Genomic DNA, 19,594 nt, shown 5'->3' on the forward strand with positions numbered 1-19,594 from the left:
GACGGTATCGGCGCGGCCGGACGGGGGACGCGCCGTGGCAAGGCCGGCGCCGTTACTCCGCGAAAGCCTCGCACGGGTCCGGCCGGTCGACGGGCTCCGTCACCACCCAGAGATCGTAGGGCGCCTCGCCCTCCGCCGGCGCGGCCTCGAGCTGGCCGAGCGACAGCACCGCGACCCCCGGCGCCGCCCGCGCGATCTTCGACGGCACGCCCCAATCCGTGCGGGCATGACCGTTGCCGGTGATCACCACCACCGGTCCGCCCGTGTCCTCGAGCGCGGCGAGGGCTGCGCGGGCCAGTGCCGCATCGCGCACGCGTTGCGCGCGCACCATGCCGGGCAGGAGTTCTTCGGGCAGCGCGTCGCAGTGGGCCGCCATCTGCATGGCCTCCCGCACGCGCTGCTGATCGTCGGGCAGCGGGCGGTCGAGCCCGAAGCGCGCGGCATCTTCCGGAAGGGGGTCGTCGCCCGCCACGATGCCGCGAAGGTCCTCCCGTGGCACCGCGGCACCGTAGAACGCCGCCTCGGGGGCGGCGGCGAAGATCGGATAATACATCGTGAAATCGGGCCAGCCCGACTGGTCCCAGCCCAGAACGTCTCGCAGGGCGGTCTCGTCGGCCATCAACTCCGGGGTCACCCGCGCGGCCTGCGCGGGCGTCAACATCTCGAAGACGAGCGCGGCGGGGGCCACCTGTGCCACGATCCGGGCCTGCGTTTCATGGTGGCGCGGGTTATCGTGCACCTCGCCCAGGATCAGCAGCTCTGCCGGGGGGAACTGGGCAAGTTGCCCGGGCGTCGCCTCATCGGCGGCGCCCGGAACCGTCCAGGCCGCAAGGGCGAGCGCGGCGAGCGTCAGGCGAGGAATGAGTGCACCTCGCGCGACTGCGTCTCCAGCGCGCGGCGCATCTTCTGGAACGCCGCCGCCTCGAGCTGGCGCACACGCTCCTTCGACAGGCCGAGCTCGTTGCCGAGGCTTTCCAGCGTGCGCGGCTCCTCGCGCAGTTTCCGCTCGCGCACGATGAAGCGCTCCCGCTCGTTCAGACCCTGCAAGGCCTCCACGAGCCAGCCGCGAAGCTGGGCGATGTCGTGGCTGTCCTCGACGAGGTCGGAGGCCTGCGCGCTGTCGTCCTCGATCGTCTCGATCCACTCGCGCCCCTCGTCGTCGGCGGACTGCGTGGCGTTCAGCGAGAAATCGCTTCCGGACAGGCGCCCTTCCATCATTTCCACGTCGGCAAGCGGGACGCCGATCTCCGTGGAGATGAGCTGGTGCAGCTGGTGGCGGTCGAGTTCCACCCCGTTCTGCGCCGCCTCGCGCTCCAGCCGCGCCTGCACACGGCGCATGTTGAAGAACAGCGATTTCTGCGAGGAGGTGGAGCCGGTGCGCACCATCGACCAGTTGCGCATCACGTAATCCTGGATCGAGGCCTTGATCCACCAGACGGCGTAGGTGGAGAACCGCACGCCCCGGTCGGGATCGAACTTGTCGGCGGCCTTCATCAGCCCGAGCCCGGCTTCCTGGATCAGGTCGTTCATCGGGGCGCCGTAGCGGCGGAACTTGGAGGCCATGGAGATCGCGAGGCGCATGTAGGCCGTGATCAGGCGGTGCAGCGCCTTCTCGTCGCGGTGGTCGCGCCATGCATAGGCCAGCTGCAACTCGGTCTCGGCATCGAGCAGTTCGGCCTTCATGGCCTTCCGCGACAGGCTGGTGTCAGTTTCGGTGTGAAGGGACATGATCGCTCCCCTTTCAGTGACGCCTTGGTTGACTTGTCTTTGTTTAGCATTACGCACGCCACTCCGAACCGGATCACGCACGAGTTGCATGCAATTGTCTGGGCCCCGCGCCGGCGGACAGCGCCTCCGCGCGCCCTGACCGCCGCTCAGAGGCGCAGCGGCCTTGTGTTGCAAGGGTCTTTTCCGACCGGCGCGCGGCCGCGTTAACTCTTTTGAAACCGGTCTTCACATATTCGTTAACGAGGATTTCCGGCTTGGAAGGTGCAATGGTGGCCACGGCCCATACGGTCGCGTTCGAAGGCGTGGAGGCGCGGCGCGTGGAGGTGCAGTGCGCCGTGGCGCCCGGGCTGCCCGCCTTTTCGGTGGTGGGGCTGCCCGACAAGGCGGTGAGCGAGGCGCGCGAGCGGGTGCGCGGCGCGCTCGCGGCGATGGCGATCGCGCTGCCGTCCAAACGCATCACCGTGAATCTCGCCCCCGCCGACCTGCCCAAGGAGGGCTCGCATTTCGATCTTCCCATAGCCCTGGCGCTGCTCGCCGCGCTCGAGATCGTGCCGGCCGACGCGGCGGATGGCACGATCGCGCTCGGCGAACTGGCGCTCGACGGGCGGCTCATGGCGGTACCCGGGGCGCTGCCGGCCGCGCTCGCCGCCGCGGAGGATCACCGTGCGCTGCTCTGTCCGCGCGCCTCGGGGGCGGAGGCAGCCTGGGTCGGCGGCGCCCAGGTCATCGGGGCGGCAAGCCTGGGCGACGTCGTGCGCCACTTCACCGGACAGGCGCCGATCAGCCCCGCCGAGCCCGGAGAGATCGCCCGCCCGCCCCCGGGCCGCGATCTTGCAGACGTGAAGGGGCAGGAACGCGCCAAGCGCGCGCTCGAGATCGCCGCCGCGGGACGGCATCACCTCATCATGATCGGCACGCCCGGATCGGGGAAGTCGATGCTGGCCGCGCGCATGCCCGGCCTGCTGCCGCCGCTCTCGGCGGTGGAGGCGCTCGAGACCTCGATGATCCACTCGCTCGCGGGACTTCTGGAGGAAGGCGGCATCTCGCGCACGCGACCCTTCCGCGAGCCGCACCACACCGCATCCATGGCCGCCATCGTCGGCGGCGGGAAAGGCGCGAAGCCCGGCGAGATCAGCCTCGCGCACAACGGCGTGCTCTTCATGGACGAGTTCCCGGAATTCCCGCGCGCCGTGCTGGAGACGCTCCGGCAGCCGATCGAGACGGGCGAGGTGACCGTGTCGCGCGCGAACGCCCATGTGCGCTATCCTTGCCGGTTCCTCCTCGTCGCGGCGGCAAATCCCTGCAAATGCGGGTACATGACCGATCCCGCCCGGGCCTGCGCGCGCGCACCCAATTGCGGAGAGGACTATCTCGGACGGATCTCGGGCCCGCTGATGGACAGGTTCGACCTGCGCGTGGAGGTCCCACCGGTCGCCTTCGCCGACCTCGACCTGCCCGCGCGCGGCGAGCCCACCGCGCCCGTCGCCGCCCGCGTGGCCGAGGCGCGCGCGCGCCAGGCGGCGCGTTTCGATGGCTCCCCGCTGCGGCAGAACGCGGACGCGGAAGGCGCGGCGCTCGAAGAGATCGCCACGCCCGACAGCGAGGGCCGCGCGCTTCTCGTCCGCGTGGCGGAACGCTTCGGGCTATCGGCGCGCGGCTATCACCGCGTCCTTCGCGTGGCGCGCACGCTGGCGGACCTGGAGGGCGCGGCAGACGTGCGCGGGCCGCATGTCGCCGAAGCGGTGAGCTATCGCATCGTCGCGGCGAAGGAACTCTGAACGAAGCGCGCGGCTTTTTTCAGCGCGGCGCGCGCCTCGGGCAGCCAGCCGTCGAAGATCTGCCAGACATGGGGCACGCCCGGCCAGATCTCGGTCTCCACCTCCCCGCCCGCCGCGCGCAGGGCCGCGGCCATGCGCAGGGTATCGTCGCGCAGGATCTCCGTGTCGCCCACCTGGAAGAACGCCGGGGGAGGACGCTCGAACCGCGCGTAGAGCGGCGACAGGCGCGGATCGCGCGGATCCGCCTCCGCGCGCACGATCTCGACGACCTCCTCCATCCGGTGGACCGGCAGCAGCGGATCGGCCCGGGCGTTCTCGGCCAGCGACGGGCCCGTGAGCGCCAGGTCCGTCCAGGGCGAAAAGGCGAGGAGGCCGCGCGGGCGCACGCCTTCGCGCAAAAGCCGCGCCATGAGCGCCAGCGCAAGCCCGCCCCCCGCACTGTCCCCGCCCAGAAGGATGTCATCCGGCGCGTAGCCCAGCGCCGCCAGGGCTTCCCATGCCCCGCAGGCGTCCTCGAAGGCGGCCGGAAACGGCGCCTCCTGCGCGAGACGGTATTCCGGCGCGCAGATCTCGACGCCGGAAAGCGCCGACAGCCAGCCCAGCATTCCTCCATGCGTGCGCGCGCTGCCGGCAATATAGGCGCCGCCGTGAAACCACAGGACGACGCGGCGCGGCACGCAGGGGCCGGCCGAAATCCACGCGAGCCGCGGCGCGCCGCGGCGCAGCAGGCGCAGGTTGGGCGGCTGGCGCAAAAGGGCTGCCGCGCGCTCGAAGTCCCGCTCCGCCTGCTCCGGCGTCGCGGTGCGGGCGAGCCATGGCTTCGCCGTCACGCGAAGCCCGGCCGCAAGAAGGGCGAGCCGCCGGCTCGTCACCGGCCCGCGGCGCGGCGCGCCTCGATCGCCTCCCAGATACGGGCCGCGACGTTCGCCCCGTCGAAACGCTCCAGCTCCTGCAGGCCGGTGGGCGAGGTCACGTTGATCTCGGTCAGATGCCCGCCGATCACGTCGATGCCGACGAAGACCTGGCCGCGCTCGCGCAGGAGCGGGCCGATCGCCGCGCAGATCTCCCGGTCGCGGTCGGAGAGCTCCGCGGGCTCGGCCCGGCCGCCCACATGCATGTTGGAGCGCGTCTCGCCCGCCGCGGGCACGCGGTTGATCGCGCCCGCGGCCTCGCCGTCGACCAGGATCACCCGCTTGTCGCCCTCCGAGACGGCCGGCAGGAACTTCTGCACGATGAGCGGCTCGCGCGAAAAGCCGGTGAAAAGCTCGTAGAGCGCCGAGAGGTTCCGGTCGTTCCTGTCGAGGCGGAAGACGCCCGCCCCGCCATTGCCGTAAAGCGGCTTCAGGATCACGTCGCCATGGCCGTCCTTGAAGGCGCGGATGGTGGCGAGATCCCGTGCGATGGCCGTGGGCGGGGTGAGATCCGGGAAATCCAGCACGAGGAGTTTCTCGGGAAAGTTTCGCACCCAGAACGGGTCGTTCACGACCAGCGTGCCGGGAGCGAGGCGCTGCAGCAAATGGGTCGTGGTGATGTAGTGCATGTCGAAGGGCGGATCCTGGCGCAGCCAGACGACGTCGAACTCATCGAGCGTCACGGTCTCCATCTCGCCCAGCACGGCATGATCGCCGCGGACCCGTCGCACCTTTAGCGTCTGGCCCCGCGCGGTGATCCGACCCTCCTCGTAGGCGAGCGTTCCGGGCGTGTAGTAGAAGAGGTCATGACCCCGCGCCTGCGCCTCCTCGGCGAGGCGGAAGGTGCTGTCGGCGTCGATGTCGATCGCACCGATCGGATCCATCTGGAAGGCGACTCGCATGATGCGCGGCTCCGGCGTTGTGGCGGCGCCCCTTCATGGCGCAGCCCCCGCCGGGGCGCAACGCCCGTGCCGGGCCCCGGTCGCGGTCAGGCCGCGCCGAAGGCGTTCTCGAGCACCGCGACCTCGCCCGTGCCGTTCACCAGCGCCACGTCGAACCGCATCTCGGTGAGCAGGCCGTGCGACATCCGCCCGAGATACTCTTCCGCCGCGGCACAGAGCCGTCCGCGCTGGCGCGCGGTCAGCCGCTCGGCCGCCCGCGCATGGCTCGCCGCACGCTTGACCTCCACGAAGACGATCGTCGCGCCGTCCCGTGCCACCAGATCGATCTCGCCGGCCGCGCCGCGCCAGCGCCGGTCGAGGATCGCGCAGCCCGCGCCCGCATAGCGCCGCGCCGCCGCCTCTTCCGCCGCCTGTCCGGAAAGATGGGCCCGTCCGCCCCGCGTCGCGCGCTGTGCAGCATGGACCGGCCCTGTCATCGTTCGCCCCGCTCCTTCCTGAGCGCCATCTGGTAGACATGCCGGCGCTGCGCGCCGGTTTCGCGCGCGACCGTGTCGGCCGCGTCGCGCACCGACATCGTGCCGAGTGCCGCCTCGAGCTTCTCGTCTAGCACCGAGTCGCTAACGGTTTCCGAACGCCCGCGCCCGACGACGACCACGACCTCGCCCTTCACCGGCGTCGCGGCCATCGTCTCGGCAAGCTCTCCCAATGGCGCGCGACGGCACTCCTCGAACCGCTTGGTGAGTTCCCGGCAGACCGCCGCGGGGCGATCATGCCCCAGCGTCGCCGCCGCGTCGGCCAGCATCGCGGCGAGGCGGCGGGGCGATTCGTAGAAGACGAGGGTCGCGGGAACCGGCGCCAGTTCGCCCAGCGACCGGCGCCGCTGCGCCGCCGCGGGCGGCAGGAAGCCCGCGAAAAGGAAACGGTCCGTCGGCAGGCTCGCCACGGTGAGCGCCGCGAGCGCCGCCGAGGGTCCGGGGGCTGCGGTCACGGCATGGCCCGCGGCCACCGCCTCGCGCACCAGCTGGTAGCCGGGATCGGCCACAAGCGGCGTTCCCGCCTCGCTGGCATAGGCCACCGAGCGGCCCGCCGCGAGCTCGGCAAGCAGCCGCGGACGCATCTTTGCGCCATTGTGGTCGTGGTAGGCGAGGAACGTCCGCCCCCCCGGCGCAAGGCCGTGGATCTCCATCAGCCTGCGCAGGCTCCGGGTGTCCTCGGCCGCCAGCACGTCGGCGTCGCGCAGCACGTCGAGCGCGCGCAGCGTGATGTCGCGCGCGTTCCCTATGGGCGTGGCGACCAGATACAGTCCCGGCGCCAGCCCGCTTTCCCGTCCAATCGACACTGGACCCGCCTTTCCTGGTGGTTATGATCGACCCCGCCACGCCACGCGCGCCGCGACAGGCGCCGCCAAGGGAGCGATCCAATGTTTTCGGTTTTCAGCGCCGCCCGCAAGCCCGCCGCCCGGCTCATCGCCGTCCTGTCGCTGTTCTGGCTCGCCGCCTGCGACGTGACGGCGCCCGGCGCGCCGCTGGCGACGGGGCGTCCCGTCGACCAAGACCGGCCGGTGCCGGTGGCGCTTCTCGTTCCACGAAGCTCGGAGGGCGCATCCGGTGTGGCGCGAAGCCTCGAGGCGGCGGCGCGGCTCGCCGTGGCCGATCTGAGCGGCGTGACGATCGAACTGCGCGTCTACGACACGGCCGGCAGTTCCGCGCGCGCGGCGCAGGTCGCCCAGCAGGCCGCCGACGAGGGCGCGGCCGTGATCCTCGGCCCGCTCTTCGGCGACGCGGCCAATGCCGCGGCGGTGGCGGTGGCCGACGATGGCGTGACGGTGCTGAGCTTCTCCAACAACACCTCCATCGCCGGCGGCAATCTTTTCGTCCTGGGCCCCACCTTCGAGAACACGGCCGAACGGCTCGCCCGTTACGCGTCGCGGCAGGGCAAGCGCAGCCTCGTGACCGTCCACCCCGCGAACGTCGAGGGGCAGTTCGGGCGGAACGCGATACGGTCGGCCGCGGTGTCGAACGGGATCGCCGTTGCGGGCGAGGTGTCCTTTCCCTTCACCGAGCAGGGCGCGATCTCGGCGGCGTCGCAGGTCGCGCAGACCGTGCGCGCGAATGACGCCGACGCGGTGTTTCTCACCTCGAATTCCGCGGGCGCGCTTCCGCTGCTCGCCCAGCTCATCCCCGAACGCGGTATCGATCCGGAGGTGACGCAATACATCGGTCTCGCGCGATGGGACGTGCCGCCCCAGACGCTCGAGCTTCCCGGGCTCGAGGGGGGCTGGTTCGCCCGTCCCGACGAGGCGTTGCAGGCGCAGTTCCGCGCCCGTTACCAGGCCGCGAACGGCGAAGCGCCGCATCCGCTGGCGGGCCTCGCCTATGACGGCATCGCCGCCATTGGCGCGCTTGCCCGAAGCGGCAGCCGCGACGCGCTGAGCCCGCAGAGCTTCACCCGCTCGCGGGGCTTCGCGGGGACCGGCGGTGCCTTCCGCCTGCGCCCCGACGGCACCAACGAGCGCGCCCTTGCCGTGGCGACGATCCGCGACCGGCAGGTCGTCATCCTCGACCCCGCCCCGAGAAGTTTCGCCGGTGCCGGGTCCTGAGGCCGCGCTCGCACCCGCCGCCGAACGGCCCGCACCCGACGCGCTGATCTGTCCGCCCGACGCGATCTTCGACGCGAGGGCGGTGCAGGCGGCGCTTTCCGCGTCCGCGGAGGCGGACGATCGCCGTGCGCAGGCCGTGGCCGTCCTGCGCGAGGCGCGGGCGCGCGGGCGGGACGCGATCGCGGAGGCTCTCGTGGCGCGCCCCTTCGAGGCGCGGGCGGCCGTGCGCGCCTACGCCCACCTCACCGACGAGATCGTGCGGACCACATGGCGGTTCGCCGCGGAGCGGCTGGTGCCCCCGCCCGAAGGGAAGCCCGACACCCCGGGCATGGCCGTGCTCGGCGTCGGTGGCTACGGGCGGGGCGAGATGGCACCCTTCTCGGACGTGGATCTGCTCTTTCTCACGCCCGGCGGGTCCAATCCGTTCTGCGAGCAGGTGATCGAGACCGTTCTCTACATCCTCTGGGACCTGAAGCTGAAAGTGGGCCACGCCACCCGCACGGTGAAGGACTGCCTCAAGCTCGGCGGAGAGGATTTCACGATCCGGACCGCGCTTCTGGAAAGCCGCTTTCTCTGCGGCGAGCGGTCGCTTGCCGCCATCCTGGAAACCCGGCTCGAGGCCGAGCTTTTCGCGGGCAGCGAGCGCGCGTTCATCGAGGCCAAGCTTTCCGAGCGCGACGCGCGCCACAAGAAGCAGGGCCAGCGTTACATGGTCGAGCCCAACGTGAAGGAGGGCAAGGGCGGGCTGCGTGACCTGCAATCGCTCTACTGGATCGCGAAATACGTCCACCACGTCGACAATGCCGCGGATCTCGTGCCCATCGGCGTGTTCCGGCCCGAGGAATACCAGCGCTTCGCCCGTGCCGAGGCCTTCCTCTGGGCGGTGCGCTGCCACATGCACCTGCTTGCCGGACGTGCGGTGGAGCAACTCACCTTCGACCTTCAGGTCGAGGTGGCAGAGCGCCTAGGCTACGCCGACCGCGCCGGACGTCGCGCGGTGGAGCATTTCATGCAGGACTACTTCCTGCACGCCACCGCCGTGGGCGATCTGACGCGGATCTTCCTCACCGCGCTCGAGGCGGACCATTCCCGCGGGACGCCGCTTCTGGAGCGCATCTTCCGCCGCACCCCCAGGACCAAGCCGGGCTACGAGGTGGTCCACGGCCGCCTCGCGATCGCGGACGACGCCACCTTCCTCGACGACAAGCTCAACATCCTGCGGCTTTTCGAGGAAGGGCTGCGCACGGGGCTTCTGATCCACCCGGACGCGATGCGCCTCGTGCGCGCCAACCTCCACCTGATCGACGACGGGATGCGCCGCGACCGGGAGGCCCGGCGCATCTTCGTCGATCTTCTGCTCAAGCACGGCAATCCCGAACGCGCGCTCAGGCGGATGAACGAGCTCGGCGTGCTGGCCGCCTTCATCCCCGAATTCGCCCCCGTGGTGGCGATGATGCAGTTCAACATGTACCACCACTACACGGTGGACGAACACACCATCCAGTGCATCAGCCACCTCGCCCGGATCGAGCGCGGCGAACTCGGCGAGGAGCTTCCCGTCTCCTCCGAGATCATCGAGAAGGGCATAAACCGGCGGGTTCTCTACGTTGCCCTTCTCTGCCACGACATCGGCAAGGGGCGGGAGGAGGATCACTCCGTTCTCGGCGCGCGGCTCGCCCGCAAGATCGCGCCGCGGCTCGGGCTGAAGAAATCCGAATGCGAGACCGTCGAATGGCTGGTGCGCTACCACCTGCTCATGTCCGACATGGCGCAGAAGCGCGACATCGCCGATCCGCGCACGGTGCGCGACTTCGCCAAGGCGGTGAAGACGGTGGAGCGGCTCGACCTTCTGACGGTGCTCACCGTGTGCGACATCCGGGGCGTCGGCCCGGGCACCTGGAACAACTGGAAGGCCGCGCTTCTGCGCGCGCTCTACCGGCAGACGCGCCGCGCGCTCAAGGACGGGATGGAGGCGCTCAACCGCGAGAACCGCGGCGCGGAGGCCAAGAAGCTGCTGCGCAAGCGCCTCAAGGACTGGGACAAGACCGAGATCCGGCGCGAGACGCAGCGCCACTACCCGGCCTACTGGCAGGGCCTGCACGTCACCGCCCACGAGGTCTTCGCGCGGCTTCTGCACGACATCGGCGAAAGCGACATCCGCATCGACCTGCACCCCGACGAGGACCGGGACGCGACGCGGGTCTGCTTCGCGCTCGCCGATCATCCCGGCATCTTCTCGCGCCTCGCGGGCGCGCTGGCGCTCGTGGGCGCGAACGTGGTGGACGCGCGCACCTACACCACCAAGGACGGCTTCGCGACCGCCGCCTTCTGGGTGCAGGACGCCGATGGCAGCCCCTACGAGGCCGACAGGCTGCCCCGGCTCGAGCGGACGATCGAGAAAACCCTCAAGGGCGAGGTCGTGCCCCGCGAGGCGATGAAGCCGCGCGACCGCATGAAGAAGCGTGAAAAGGCGTTCCGGGTGCCGACCTCGATCACCTTCGACAATGACGGGTCGGACATCTACACGATCATCGAGGTGGACACGCGCGACCGGCCGGGGCTTCTCTATGACCTGACGCGGGTTCTGGCCGACAACCACGTCTACATCGCCTCGGCGGTGATCGCGACCTATGGCGAGCAGGTGGTCGACAGCTTCTACGTCAAGGACATGTTCGGGCTGAAGTTCCATTCCGAGGCGCGGCAGAAGGCGCTGGAGAAGAAGCTGCGCCAGGCGATCACGGCGGGCGTCGAGAGGGCCAATTCTTGAAGCCCATCCGGCTGATGGCGGGGTTCCTGACGGTCGGCGTGTGGACGTTGGCAAGCCGCGTCCTCGGTTTCCTGCGCGACGTCCTGATCCTGGGTTTTCTCGGCACCGGCCCGCTTTACGAGGCCTATGTCGTCGCCTTCCGCCTGCCCAACATGTTCCGCCGCTTCTTCGCCGAGGGCGCCTTCAACATGGCCTTCGTGCCGATGTTCTCGAAGAAGCTCGAGGGCGAGGAAGACGCGCGGGCCTTCGCGCGAGAGGCCTTCGCGGGGCTCGCCAGCGTGCTGATCGCCCTCACCCTGATCGCGCAACTCGCCATGCCCTGGCTCATCCTGGCCATGGCCAGCGGCTTCGCGGGGCGGGAGGAATTCGGTCTGTCGGTCGAGTTCGGGCGTATCGCCTTTCCCTACATCCTCTTCATCTCGCTGGCCGCGCTGCTCTCGGGCGTGCTGAACGCGACGGGGCGCTTCGCCGCCGCCGCGGCGGCGCCGGTGCTGCTCAACGTCATCCTCGTCTCGGCGATGGCGGGGGCGCACTGGCTGGGCGGCGATGTCGCGCGCGCGCTCATCTGGGCCATCCCGGCGGCGGGCGTCGCGCAACTGCTGCTGGTGGGCTGGGCCGCCCGCGGCGCGGGCTTCACCATGACCTTCCAGCGCCCGCGCCTTTCACCGGAACTCCGCCGCCTGGTGAAGATCGCGATCCCCGCCGCGCTCGCCGGGGGCGTGGTGCAGGTCAATCTGCTCGTGGGCCAGCAGGTGGCAAGCTACTTCGACCGCGCGGTGGGCTGGCTCTACGCGGCGGACCGGCTTTACCAGCTGCCGCTCGGCGTGGTGGGCATCGCCATCGGCATCGTGCTCCTGCCGGACCTCTCGCGGCGGCTCAAGGCCGGCGACGACACGGGCGGGCGGCACGCGCTGTCGCGGGCGGGCGAGATCTCGCTCGCACTCACCGTGCCCTGCGCCGTGGCGCTGGTGGCGGTGCCGCTGCCCATCGTCTCGGTTCTGTTCGAGCGCGGCGCGACCCGTCCCGAGGACAGCGCGGCCATCGCCCTCGCCGTGGCGATCTACGGGCTGGGCCTGCCCGCCTTCGTGCTCCAGAAGGTGCTCCAGCCGCTCTATTTCGCGCGCGAGGACACGCGCACGCCCTTCCGCTACGCGGTCTGGGCCATGGTGGTGAACGCCGTCGTCGCGGTCGGGCTCGCGCCCTTCATCGGCTGGATCGCCTCGGCGATCGCCACCTCGGCAGCGGCCTGGGTGATGGTGGCGCTGCTCGTCGCGGGCACGCGCCCGATGGGCGAGGTCGCGCGCTTCGACGCGCGGTTCGCCACGCGGCTCTGGCGCATCCTGCTGGCCTCGGGCGTGATGGGCGCGGCCCTCGTCGCCGGGGATCGCGCGCTCGGCGCGGCGCTCTACCTGCCGGGCTGGCGCTACGCGGCGCTGGCCGCGCTGGTGGCGGGCGGCGCGCTCGTCTACCTCGCCGCGGCCCACGTCACCGGCGCGCTGCGCCTGTCGGAGATGCGCACCGCGCTGCGCCGGGGCGGCTGACCGCCCGCGTCAGTCGTGCCGGAGCCGCGCCCGGATCCGCGACCATCCCCCCGGGCTCACGAAGAACGACATGACGAACCCTGCGACGAACCCCGCCACGTCCGCCAGCCAGTCGGTGCGCATTCCGAAGAAGACGCCGAAGACGAGCTGCAGCAGCAGCAGCACCCCGATCAGGGTGAAGGCGCGCACCTGCCGCTCGCCCAGCTGCCCGAGCCGCATCCAGAGGAGATAGGTGAAGGCGCCGATCAGCCCGTAGACGCCCGGGAACGCGCCGATGAGCCAGTTCGATCCCGGCACGAACAGGCTGAAGGCCAGCGCGCCCACAAGCCCCGACACGAAGAACACGCCGAGCGTCGCCGCGGCGCCGAAGACCTCGCCCACCATCTTGCCCAGCGCGAGCAGCATCACCGCGGCGAAGAGCGCGTGGGTGAAGCTGCCGTGAACGAACTGGTAGGTCACGAACCGCTTGAGGAAATCGGCAGGCCAGTTCCCGGTGGCCATCATCCAGCCCAGCATCTCGCTGTTGAGGCCGTAGCTCTCGAACGCCGCGAGGCGCCAGCCCACCGCGCCGGGTCCGCCCAGCAGTCCGCGCGCCCCGAGCGTGAAGGCGGCCTCGATGCCGACCACGAGAAGGAAGAGCGCCACCACGAAAGGCGGAAGCGGGTTCACGGGCGCGTTGGGGTCGGGGCTGCTCATGGGCTCTCCGGCGGGCTTCTTGACGGCTCTCGCCCCCATGGGTAAGCGACCGCGGACGCCAACGCCAGACGGAGAATTCCGATGCCCGACGCGGACCCCCTCGCCGGTTTCACGCCCCGCGTGTTCTCGGGCATCCAGCCCTCGGGCGGGCTCACGCTCGGAAACTACCTGGGCGCGATGAAGCGTTTCGTGGACATGCAGGACCAGGGGATCGAGACGATCTACTGCATGGTGGACATGCACGCGATCACCGTCTGGCAGGATCCCGGAAAGCTCACCCGCGCCACCCGCGAGCTTTGCGCGGGCTTCATCGCCGCGGGGCTCGACCCGAAGAAATCGGTCCTTTTCAACCAGAGCCAGGTACCCGAGCACGCGCAGCTTGCCTGGATCTTCAACTGCGTCGCGCGCATGGGCTGGATGAAGCGCATGACCCAGTGGAAGGACAAGGCCGGCAAGAACCAGGAGGAGGCGAGCCTGGGCCTCTTCGCCTACCCCGCGCTGATGGCGGCCGACATCCTCGTCTACCACGCGACCCATGTGCCCGTGGGCGAGGACCAGAAGCAGCATCTCGAACTCACCCGCGACATCGCGGCGAAGTTCAACCATGATTACGGGGTGGAATTCTTCCCGCTCACCGAGCCGGTGATCGAGGGCGCGGCGACGCGGGTGATGTCGCTGCGGGACGGCACGAAGAAGATGTCGAAGTCCGATCCCTCCGACATGTCCCGGATCAACCTCACCGACGACGCCGACGCGATCTCGCAGAAGATCCGCAAGGCGCGGACGGATCCGCAGCCCCTGCCCTCGGACCATGCCGGGCTCGAGGAGCGGCCCGAGGCGCGCAACCTCGTGAACATCTACGCGGCGCTCGCCGACATGGAGGTCGAGACGGTCCTGGCCGAACACGGCGGCAGGCAGTTTTCCGAGTTCAAGCCGGCGCTCGCCGAACTCGCCGTCGAGACGCTCGCACCCATCTCCGGCGAGATGGCGCGGCTCATGGAAGCGCCCGAGGAGATCGACGCCATTCTTGCCCAGGGCGCTGCCCACGCCCGCGTCATCGCGGCGCCGATCCTGAAACGCACCTACGAGATCGTTGGGATGGTCGGGGCCTGAGATGCGCCGCGCGCTCCGGACCGGTCTCGGGGCTCTTCTGATCGTATCGCTCTGCTGGAGCGCGGTCTCGACCGCGCAGCTCTTCGAGGGCGGGGTCGCGCGCCTCTGGGTGGATCGCCAGGCAGACCGTATCGCCGCCGAGCTGGATCGGCAGATCGCGCGGCACGCCACCACCGAAGCCGTCGCATCGCGCGTGGAAGCCCATCTCGCCGCCGGCCCGCGCAACTGGCTTGCGCTCGATGCGCTGCTCGAGGAAGCCCGGCGGGCGGAAATCGCGCTTCCCCCCGGGCTGACGGACCGGATCGACGCCGCGCACGACGCGGATTTCTCGTGGATGGCCCGGACGGAGCGGTGCCTGGCCTGCACATGGTCCGCCGAGGCGTGCGGCTTCGACCTCGCGATGCTCTGCCGCGCGCCCGTGGAGATCTCGCCGCTCGGTGACCTCACCGGACTGGTCCGCGCGGGCACGGCCTATGTGCGCGGCGGCGACGTGGACGATGTGGACCTCGCGCTCTCCGCCATCGGCCTGAGCGCCACGGCGCTCGTCGTCGCGACCGGAGGCAGTTCCATGGCGGTCAAGGGCGGCGCGGGCCTCGGGAAGCTCGCCCGGCGCATGGGCGCGATGCCGGGCTGGATGGCGCGCACCCTCTCGGACGCGGCGCGGCATGGCTACGACTGGGCCGGCCTGCCTAGGGTGCGTGGGTTCGACGACCTCGCCGCGCTCGCTCGGCCCGCACTGCTGCGCCCCGCCGTGATCATGCTCGACGACGCGGGGCGCGTGGTGAAGAATGCGGGGCCGGCGGGCGGTCTCTACCTTATCAGCAAGACCGCCGACGCGCGCGACCTGTCGCGGATGGCGCGCATCTCCGATGCCGTGGACGACCGGTCGGTCGGGCTGGCGGAACTCGTCGGCCGGAGCCGCCTTCTGCGCGCCGCGGTGCGCCTTTCGGACGAGGCCGTCGCGCTGGCGATATCGCTGGCGACTGCGCTCGCCGCGCTGGCGGGGCTCGTCCTCTCGGCAGGCACGAATGCGTCGATCCGGGCCGCGAGGCGCGCACTCCGCTGAGATCCGGCCCGGGGCCGCTGCGGCGCGGCGCTGTCACAAAACCGACTCCTGCTTGACCTAACGTCCGATGCTGGCGACTCGTTCGCCCCCGGTGCCGGTCTCCCTGTCGCACCGCGGTCCGGTGCCGCCCTCTTCGCCCGGCGCCCGATCGCCCTCGGCTGCCCTCGGCCGGGGGTGATTACGGTCTGGACCTCCTCCGGCGCCGCCCCTAGGGTCGCGCGCGATCCGAACGAGGGGAGGCGTTTTCGGCCATGGCCACCGGCACGAATATCAGGACTTACTTCGACGGGCGCTGGCATGACGGCGACATCCCCGTGATGAAGGCCGCCGACCACGGTTCCTGGCTCGGCACGACGGTTTTCGACGGGGCGCGCTACGTGAACGGGATCGCGCCCGATCTCGACGCGCATTGCGCGCGGGTGAACCGCTCCGCCGAGGCGCTGATGATCGAGCCCACGGTCACCGCCGAGGACATGGTGGAAATCGTGCGCGACGGGTTGAGGGCCTACCCGAAGGAGGCCGCCATCTACATCCGCCCGATGTACTGGGCGCTCGAGGGCGATTATCTGGGCATCGTGCCGAAGAAGGGCGCGACGGGTTTCGCGATCTCGCTGGAGGAGATCCCCATGGCCGCACCCGACGCGGCCACCACGCTCACCACCACCCGCTTCCGCCGCCCGGTGCTGGAGGACGCCGTGGTGAACGCCAAGGCCGGCTGCCTCTATCCGAACAATGCACGGATGCTGGCTGAGGCGCGGGCGAAAGGCTTCGGCAACGCGCTCGTGGCCGACGCGCTCGGTAACGTGGCCGAGGCCGCCACCGCGAACGTCTTCATGGTCCGGGACGGCGTGGCCTTCACCCCCATCGCCAACGGCACCTTCCTCGCGGGGATCACCCGCGCGCGGCACATGGCCAACATGCGCGCCGACGGGATCGAGGTTCGCGAGGCGGTGCTGAGCTTCGACGATTTCCGCAATGCGGACGAGGTATTCCTGTCGGGTAACCTGATGAAGGTGACGCCCGTGACGGCCTTCGACGACACGCGGTACCAGGTGGGGCCGGTCACCCGCCGGGTGCGCGAGCTCTACTGGGACTGGGCGGCGTCCTCTGCATGAGGGGCGCGCGCCGGGACAGACGCATTGCCTGACCCCGGCGCAGCCGTCATGATGCCGGTCACAGCGAGGAGAGCCTGGCCATGCGCAAGTTCCTTGTCGTTCTGGACGACAGCCAAGAGTGCCTGAACGCGATGCGCTTCGCGGCCATGCGCGCGGCGAACACCGGCGGCGGCGTCGAGGTCCTGGCCGTCATCGCTCCCGACGAGTTCAACCACTGGATCGGCGTGGGCGAGGTCATGCGGGAGGAGGCGCGCGAGCGCATTCACGCCCATTTCGAGGTGTTCGCCAAGTGGATGCGCGACAAGCAGAACGTGGATCCGGAACTGGTGATCCGCGAAGGCGAGCAGGTGCCCGAGATCCTCGCGCAGGTCAGGGATGACCCCGACGTCGGCGTCGTCGTGCTGGGTGCGGCGACGGGCGCCAAGGGGCCGGGGCCACTGGTCACGCAGCTGACCAAGAATGCAGGCTCGCTTCCCGTTCCGATCACCATCGTGCCGGGCGACATGTCGAAGGACCGGCTGCAGGCGATCACGTGAACCGCGCCTCGGCGAACTTAGAACCGTTCCAAACCTTGACACCCCGGCGGCCGAAGCGCATTTCTCATTCAAAGATCGAGAGGGCTTCGCCATGTTCATCCAGACCGAGTCGACACCGAACCCGGCCACGCTCAAATTCCTGCCCGGCCAGACCGTGCTGGAGACGGGCACGGCGGATTTCCCCTCGCCGGAGGGCGCGGACGCGTCCCCGCTCGCCAAGCGCATCTTCGGCGTGCCGGGCGTCTCCGGCGTTTTCTTCGGGTCCGATTTCGTCACCGTCACCAAGGGCGAGGACGTGGAATGGGACCACATCAAGCCCGCCGTTCTCGGCGCGATCATGGATCACTTCCAGTCCGGACAGCCGGTCATGGCGGGGGCGGCGCAGGCCCCTTCGGGCCATGCCGTGCACGAGGGCGAGGATTCCGAGATCGTCGGGCAGATCGTCCAGCTTCTCGACACGCGGGTGCGCCCGGCCGTGGCGCAGGACGGCGGCGACATCACCTTCCACGGTTTCGAGAAGGGCGTCGTCTACCTGCACATGCAGGGCGCCTGCGCGGGCTGCCCGTCTTCGACCCTCACGCTGAAAATGGGCATCGAGAACCTGCTGCGCCACTACATCCCCGAAGTGACCGAGGTGCGGCCCGTCGGGGTGTGACCGTGTGAGCGACCTCGCGATCGGTTTCGACTGCTCGGCCGCGCATTGCGCGGCCGCGCTCGTCTCGGAGGGGCGCGTCCTGGACGCCGCCGCCGAGGAGATGGGCCGCGGCCAGGCGGAGCGGCTCATGCCGCTGCTGGAGGAATTGCTCGCGCGCCACGGCCGGGCATGGCGCGACCTTGCGGTCATCGGGGTGGGCGTGGGACCGGGCAACTTCACCGGCATCCGCATCGCCGTCGCCGCCGCCCGGGGCCTTGCGCTGGCGCTCGACATCCCCGCGATCGGCGTGACCGGTTTCGAGGCGATCGGGCTCGATCGGTGCGACGCCCATCTCGCCGTGCTGCCCGCACCGCGCGACCAGCTCTACGCGGCCGCGCCGGGCGGGATGCCGCGGCTGATCCCGTCCGAAACGCCCGAGGATCCGGCCCGCCCGTTCGCATTTCCGCCACCCGCGGCCGAGCTCGCCGCCGCGATCGCCCGAATCGCCGCCGCGAAGGCGCATGGCGCCGCGCCGCCCCCCGCGCCCCTCTACGTGCGGCCGGCGGACGCGGCGCCGGCGCGCGACGCACCGCCCCGGCTGCTCGATGACGCCTGAGGCCTGCGCGGCGCTTCATGCCCGCGGCTTCGACACCGGGCGCCCCTGGCGCGCGGCGGAGTTCGCTGCCCTGCTCGACAGCCCCCACGTCTTCGTGGTGGGCGACGGCACCGCCTTCGCCCTCGGCCGCGCGCTCGCCGGCGAGGCCGAGCTTCTCACCATCGTCACCGATCCCGGCCACAGGCGCCGGGGCCTCGCGCGCGACCGGCTCGAACGCTTCGAGGCCGAGGCACGGGCACGCGGCGCCGCGACGGCCTTTCTGGAGGTCGCCGAGGACAATCCGGCCGCGCGCGCGCTCTACATCGCGGCGGGCTATGCCGAGGCCGGGCGGCGGCCCGCCTACTACCCGCGCGGCACGGCCGCGCCGGCGGCCGCGCTTGTGCTGACCAGATGCCTCGGAACCGCGGCCGGGAGCGTGTGAAAAACGGTTGACCGTGCTCGCGCGCTGCGGCCTAAACTGCACGCGATCAACAAAGATCGAGACGGCCCGCGCCAGGCGTCCCCCGCGCCCCGAAGAGCCGCGCGCCACCTGACTGGGAGACCGAGATGACCCTGATGAAGCCCCTCTCCGGCGCCGCCGCGGCGCTTGCGCTTACCGCCGGCGCGGCGCTCGCCGAACCCGCGCTGATCTTCGACCTCGGCGGCAAGTTCGACAAGAGCTTCAACGAGGCCGCCCACACCGGCGCGCAGCGCTGGGCCGAGGAGACGGGCGGCAGCTACCGCGAGGTGGAGATGCAGTCCGAAGCCCAGCGCGAGCAGGCGCTGCGCCGCTTCGCGGAGGCCGGTCTCAACCCCATCGTGATGACCGGCTTCGCTTTCGGCAACGTCCTCTCCGAGGTGGCGCCGGACTACCCGGACACGAAATTCGCCATCATCGACGCCGTCGTCGACGAGCCGAACGTGCGGTCGGTGATCTTCAAGGAGCACGAGGGAAGCTACCTCGTGGGCATGCTGGCCGCGATGGCCTCCGAAAGCGGCACGGTGGGCTTCATCGGCGGGATGGACATCCCGCTCATCCGCAAGTTCGCCTGCGGCTACGCGCAGGGCGTGAAGGCCGTGGACGCCGACGCCGAGGTCCTGTCCAACATGACGGGGACGACGCCGGCGGCCTGGAACGATCCGGTCAAGGGATCCGAACTCGCTCAGGCGCAGATCAGCCAGGGCGCGGACGTGATCTATGCCGCGGCGGGCGGTACCGGCGTGGGGGTGCTGCAGACGGCCGCCGACGAGGGCATCCTGTCCATCGGCGTGGACAGCAACCAGAACTACCTGCACCCGGGCCAGGTGCTGACCTCCATGGTCAAGCGCGTGGACAACGCCGTCGAGGACGCCATGGCACAGGGCGAGGATCTCGAGACCGGCATCGTCGTGATGGGCGTGGACAACGAGGGCGTCGGCTACGCCATGGACGAGTTCAACGCCGAGCTCGTGACCGACGAGATGCAGGCCCGGGTCGAGGAGGCGAAGGCCGCCATCGCCAGCGGCGATCTCGAGGTGCACGACTATACCGAAACCGACAGCTGCCCGGCCCTCAGCTTCTGAGGACCGCGCGCCGCCCACCGTCCAGAAGGCCGCGCCGTGGGCGCGGCCTT

At 70.6% G+C, this 19,594-nt stretch carries 19 protein-coding genes; 12 read left to right on the top strand and 7 right to left on the bottom strand.

Annotated features, from left to right (window positions below):
* Positions 1-52: 52 nt before the first annotated feature.
* A complete protein-coding gene (locus AB6A69_RS08495; RefSeq protein ID WP_371060704.1) occupies positions 53-862 on the bottom strand; it encodes a ChaN family lipoprotein in 810 nt (269 codons plus the stop codon).
* The gene (locus tag AB6A69_RS08500; RefSeq protein ID WP_371055066.1) at positions 850-1,728 is read right to left on the bottom strand and encodes an RNA polymerase factor sigma-32; all 879 of its coding nucleotides are present in this window, start codon (positions 1,726-1,728) and stop codon (positions 850-852) included. Before AB6A69_RS08500 ends, AB6A69_RS08495 begins: the two co-directional genes overlap by 13 nt.
* Before the next feature lie 266 nt (positions 1,729-1,994).
* Here AB6A69_RS08500 and AB6A69_RS08505 point away from each other — a divergent pair, with 266 nt between their 5' ends.
* Positions 1,995-3,506, top strand: a complete 1,512-nt coding sequence (locus AB6A69_RS08505; RefSeq protein ID WP_371060705.1) for a YifB family Mg chelatase-like AAA ATPase — start codon at positions 1,995-1,997, stop codon at positions 3,504-3,506.
* Here AB6A69_RS08505 and AB6A69_RS08510 read toward each other — a convergent pair.
* The 4 genes from AB6A69_RS08510 to rsmI form a co-directional block, all read right to left on the bottom strand.
* A complete protein-coding gene (locus AB6A69_RS08510) occupies positions 3,476-4,336 on the bottom strand; it encodes an alpha/beta hydrolase fold domain-containing protein (RefSeq protein WP_371060455.1) in 861 nt (286 codons plus the stop codon). The two genes, AB6A69_RS08505 and AB6A69_RS08510, sit on opposite strands and share 31 nt — an antisense overlap.
* A 38-nt stretch (positions 4,337-4,374) precedes the next feature.
* Positions 4,375-5,319 (bottom strand): glutathione synthase, encoded by a 945-nt coding sequence (gshB, locus tag AB6A69_RS08515; RefSeq protein WP_371060456.1) that lies wholly within the window; start codon positions 5,317-5,319, stop codon positions 4,375-4,377.
* A gap of 86 nt (positions 5,320-5,405) precedes the next feature.
* Positions 5,406-5,795: a YraN family protein gene (locus AB6A69_RS08520; protein ID WP_371037463.1), complete on the bottom strand. Its 390-nt coding sequence runs from the start codon at positions 5,793-5,795 to the stop codon at positions 5,406-5,408.
* Positions 5,792-6,652 (bottom strand): 16S rRNA (cytidine(1402)-2'-O)-methyltransferase, encoded by an 861-nt coding sequence (gene rsmI / locus AB6A69_RS08525; RefSeq protein ID WP_371060706.1) that lies wholly within the window; start codon positions 6,650-6,652, stop codon positions 5,792-5,794. Before rsmI ends, AB6A69_RS08520 begins: the two co-directional genes overlap by 4 nt.
* Before the next feature lie 87 nt (positions 6,653-6,739).
* On the opposite strand from rsmI, the gene AB6A69_RS08530 reads away from it, so the two are divergent.
* The 3 genes from AB6A69_RS08530 to murJ are packed head-to-tail and all read left to right on the top strand — an operon-like array spanning position 6,740 to position 12,226.
* Positions 6,740-7,918, top strand: coding sequence for a penicillin-binding protein activator (locus AB6A69_RS08530; protein WP_371060457.1), 1,179 nt, complete (start codon positions 6,740-6,742; stop codon positions 7,916-7,918).
* Entirely contained in the window at positions 7,905-10,685 is a 2,781-nt protein-coding gene (locus AB6A69_RS08535) for a [protein-PII] uridylyltransferase (RefSeq protein ID WP_371060458.1), read from the top strand. The genes AB6A69_RS08530 and AB6A69_RS08535 overlap by 14 nt, the downstream gene beginning before the upstream one ends.
* Entirely contained in the window at positions 10,682-12,226 is a 1,545-nt protein-coding gene (murJ, locus tag AB6A69_RS08540; RefSeq protein WP_371055070.1) for a murein biosynthesis integral membrane protein MurJ, read from the top strand. The genes AB6A69_RS08535 and murJ overlap by 4 nt, the downstream gene beginning before the upstream one ends.
* Positions 12,227-12,235: 9 nt before the next feature.
* Here the strand turns inward: murJ and AB6A69_RS08545 are convergent, their stop codons facing one another.
* Positions 12,236-12,922, bottom strand: coding sequence for a rhomboid family intramembrane serine protease (locus AB6A69_RS08545; RefSeq protein WP_371037467.1), 687 nt, complete (start codon positions 12,920-12,922; stop codon positions 12,236-12,238).
* 81 nt (positions 12,923-13,003) lie between these two features.
* Between AB6A69_RS08545 and trpS the strand changes: the two genes are divergently transcribed.
* The 8 genes from trpS (at position 13,004) to AB6A69_RS08585 (ending at position 19,544) form a co-directional block, all read left to right on the top strand.
* Positions 13,004-14,035 (top strand): tryptophan--tRNA ligase, encoded by a 1,032-nt coding sequence (trpS, locus tag AB6A69_RS08550; RefSeq protein ID WP_371037468.1) that lies wholly within the window; start codon positions 13,004-13,006, stop codon positions 14,033-14,035.
* Between the two features lies 1 nt (position 14,036).
* On the top strand, positions 14,037-15,101 hold the full coding sequence (locus AB6A69_RS08555; protein WP_371060459.1) for a hypothetical protein: 1,065 nt from the start codon (positions 14,037-14,039) through the stop codon (positions 15,099-15,101).
* Between the two features lie 251 nt (positions 15,102-15,352).
* Entirely contained in the window at positions 15,353-16,216 is an 864-nt protein-coding gene (locus AB6A69_RS08560; RefSeq protein ID WP_371060460.1) for a branched-chain amino acid aminotransferase, read from the top strand.
* 80 nt (positions 16,217-16,296) lie between these two features.
* Positions 16,297-16,752 carry a universal stress protein gene (locus AB6A69_RS08565; RefSeq protein ID WP_371037470.1) on the top strand — a complete coding sequence of 152 codons (456 nt, stop codon included), beginning with the start codon at positions 16,297-16,299 and terminating at the stop codon, positions 16,750-16,752.
* A 91-nt stretch (positions 16,753-16,843) separates the two neighbouring features.
* On the top strand, positions 16,844-17,407 hold the full coding sequence (locus tag AB6A69_RS08570) for a NifU family protein (RefSeq protein ID WP_371037471.1): 564 nt from the start codon (positions 16,844-16,846) through the stop codon (positions 17,405-17,407).
* Between the two features lie 4 nt (positions 17,408-17,411).
* The gene (gene tsaB, locus AB6A69_RS08575; RefSeq protein ID WP_371060461.1) at positions 17,412-18,002 is read left to right on the top strand and encodes a tRNA (adenosine(37)-N6)-threonylcarbamoyltransferase complex dimerization subunit type 1 TsaB; all 591 of its coding nucleotides are present in this window, start codon (positions 17,412-17,414) and stop codon (positions 18,000-18,002) included.
* Complete coding sequence (locus AB6A69_RS08580; protein WP_371060462.1) at positions 17,992-18,423, top strand: GNAT family N-acetyltransferase; 432 nt, start codon at positions 17,992-17,994, stop codon at positions 18,421-18,423. Before tsaB ends, AB6A69_RS08580 begins: the two co-directional genes overlap by 11 nt.
* Positions 18,424-18,548: 125 nt before the next feature.
* Positions 18,549-19,544, top strand: a complete 996-nt coding sequence (locus AB6A69_RS08585; RefSeq protein ID WP_371060463.1) for a BMP family protein — start codon at positions 18,549-18,551, stop codon at positions 19,542-19,544.
* Positions 19,545-19,594 lie beyond the last annotated feature (50 nt).

The organism is Rhodosalinus sp. 5P4 (assembly GCF_041365695.1).
GTDB lineage: Bacteria > Pseudomonadota > Alphaproteobacteria > Rhodobacterales > Rhodobacteraceae > Rhodosalinus.

Bases quoted from the DNA above. Each gene is read 5' to 3' on its own strand.
- AB6A69_RS08500 (WP_371055066.1), bottom strand. From the start codon at position 1,728: ATGTCCCTTCACACCGAAACTGACACCAGCCTGTCGCGGAAGGCCATG.
- AB6A69_RS08505 (WP_371060705.1), top strand. From the start codon at position 1,995: ATGGTGGCCACGGCCCATACGGTCGCGTTCGAAGGCGTGGAGGCGCGG.
- gshB (WP_371060456.1), bottom strand. From the start codon at position 5,319: ATGCGAGTCGCCTTCCAGATGGATCCGATCGGTGCGATCGACATCGAC.
- AB6A69_RS08520 (WP_371037463.1), bottom strand. From the start codon at position 5,795: ATGACAGGGCCGGTCCATGCTGCACAGCGCGCGACGCGGGGCGGACGG.
- AB6A69_RS08530 (WP_371060457.1), top strand. From the start codon at position 6,740: ATGTTTTCGGTTTTCAGCGCCGCCCGCAAGCCCGCCGCCCGGCTCATC.
- AB6A69_RS08545 (WP_371037467.1), bottom strand. From the start codon at position 12,922: ATGAGCAGCCCCGACCCCAACGCGCCCGTGAACCCGCTTCCGCCTTTC.
- trpS (WP_371037468.1), top strand. From the start codon at position 13,004: ATGCCCGACGCGGACCCCCTCGCCGGTTTCACGCCCCGCGTGTTCTCG.
- AB6A69_RS08555 (WP_371060459.1), top strand. From the start codon at position 14,037: ATGCGCCGCGCGCTCCGGACCGGTCTCGGGGCTCTTCTGATCGTATCG.
- AB6A69_RS08560 (WP_371060460.1), top strand. From the start codon at position 15,353: ATGGCCACCGGCACGAATATCAGGACTTACTTCGACGGGCGCTGGCAT.
- AB6A69_RS08565 (WP_371037470.1), top strand. From the start codon at position 16,297: ATGCGCAAGTTCCTTGTCGTTCTGGACGACAGCCAAGAGTGCCTGAAC.
- AB6A69_RS08570 (WP_371037471.1), top strand. From the start codon at position 16,844: ATGTTCATCCAGACCGAGTCGACACCGAACCCGGCCACGCTCAAATTC.
- AB6A69_RS08580 (WP_371060462.1), top strand. From the start codon at position 17,992: ATGACGCCTGAGGCCTGCGCGGCGCTTCATGCCCGCGGCTTCGACACC.
- AB6A69_RS08585 (WP_371060463.1), top strand. From the start codon at position 18,549: ATGACCCTGATGAAGCCCCTCTCCGGCGCCGCCGCGGCGCTTGCGCTT.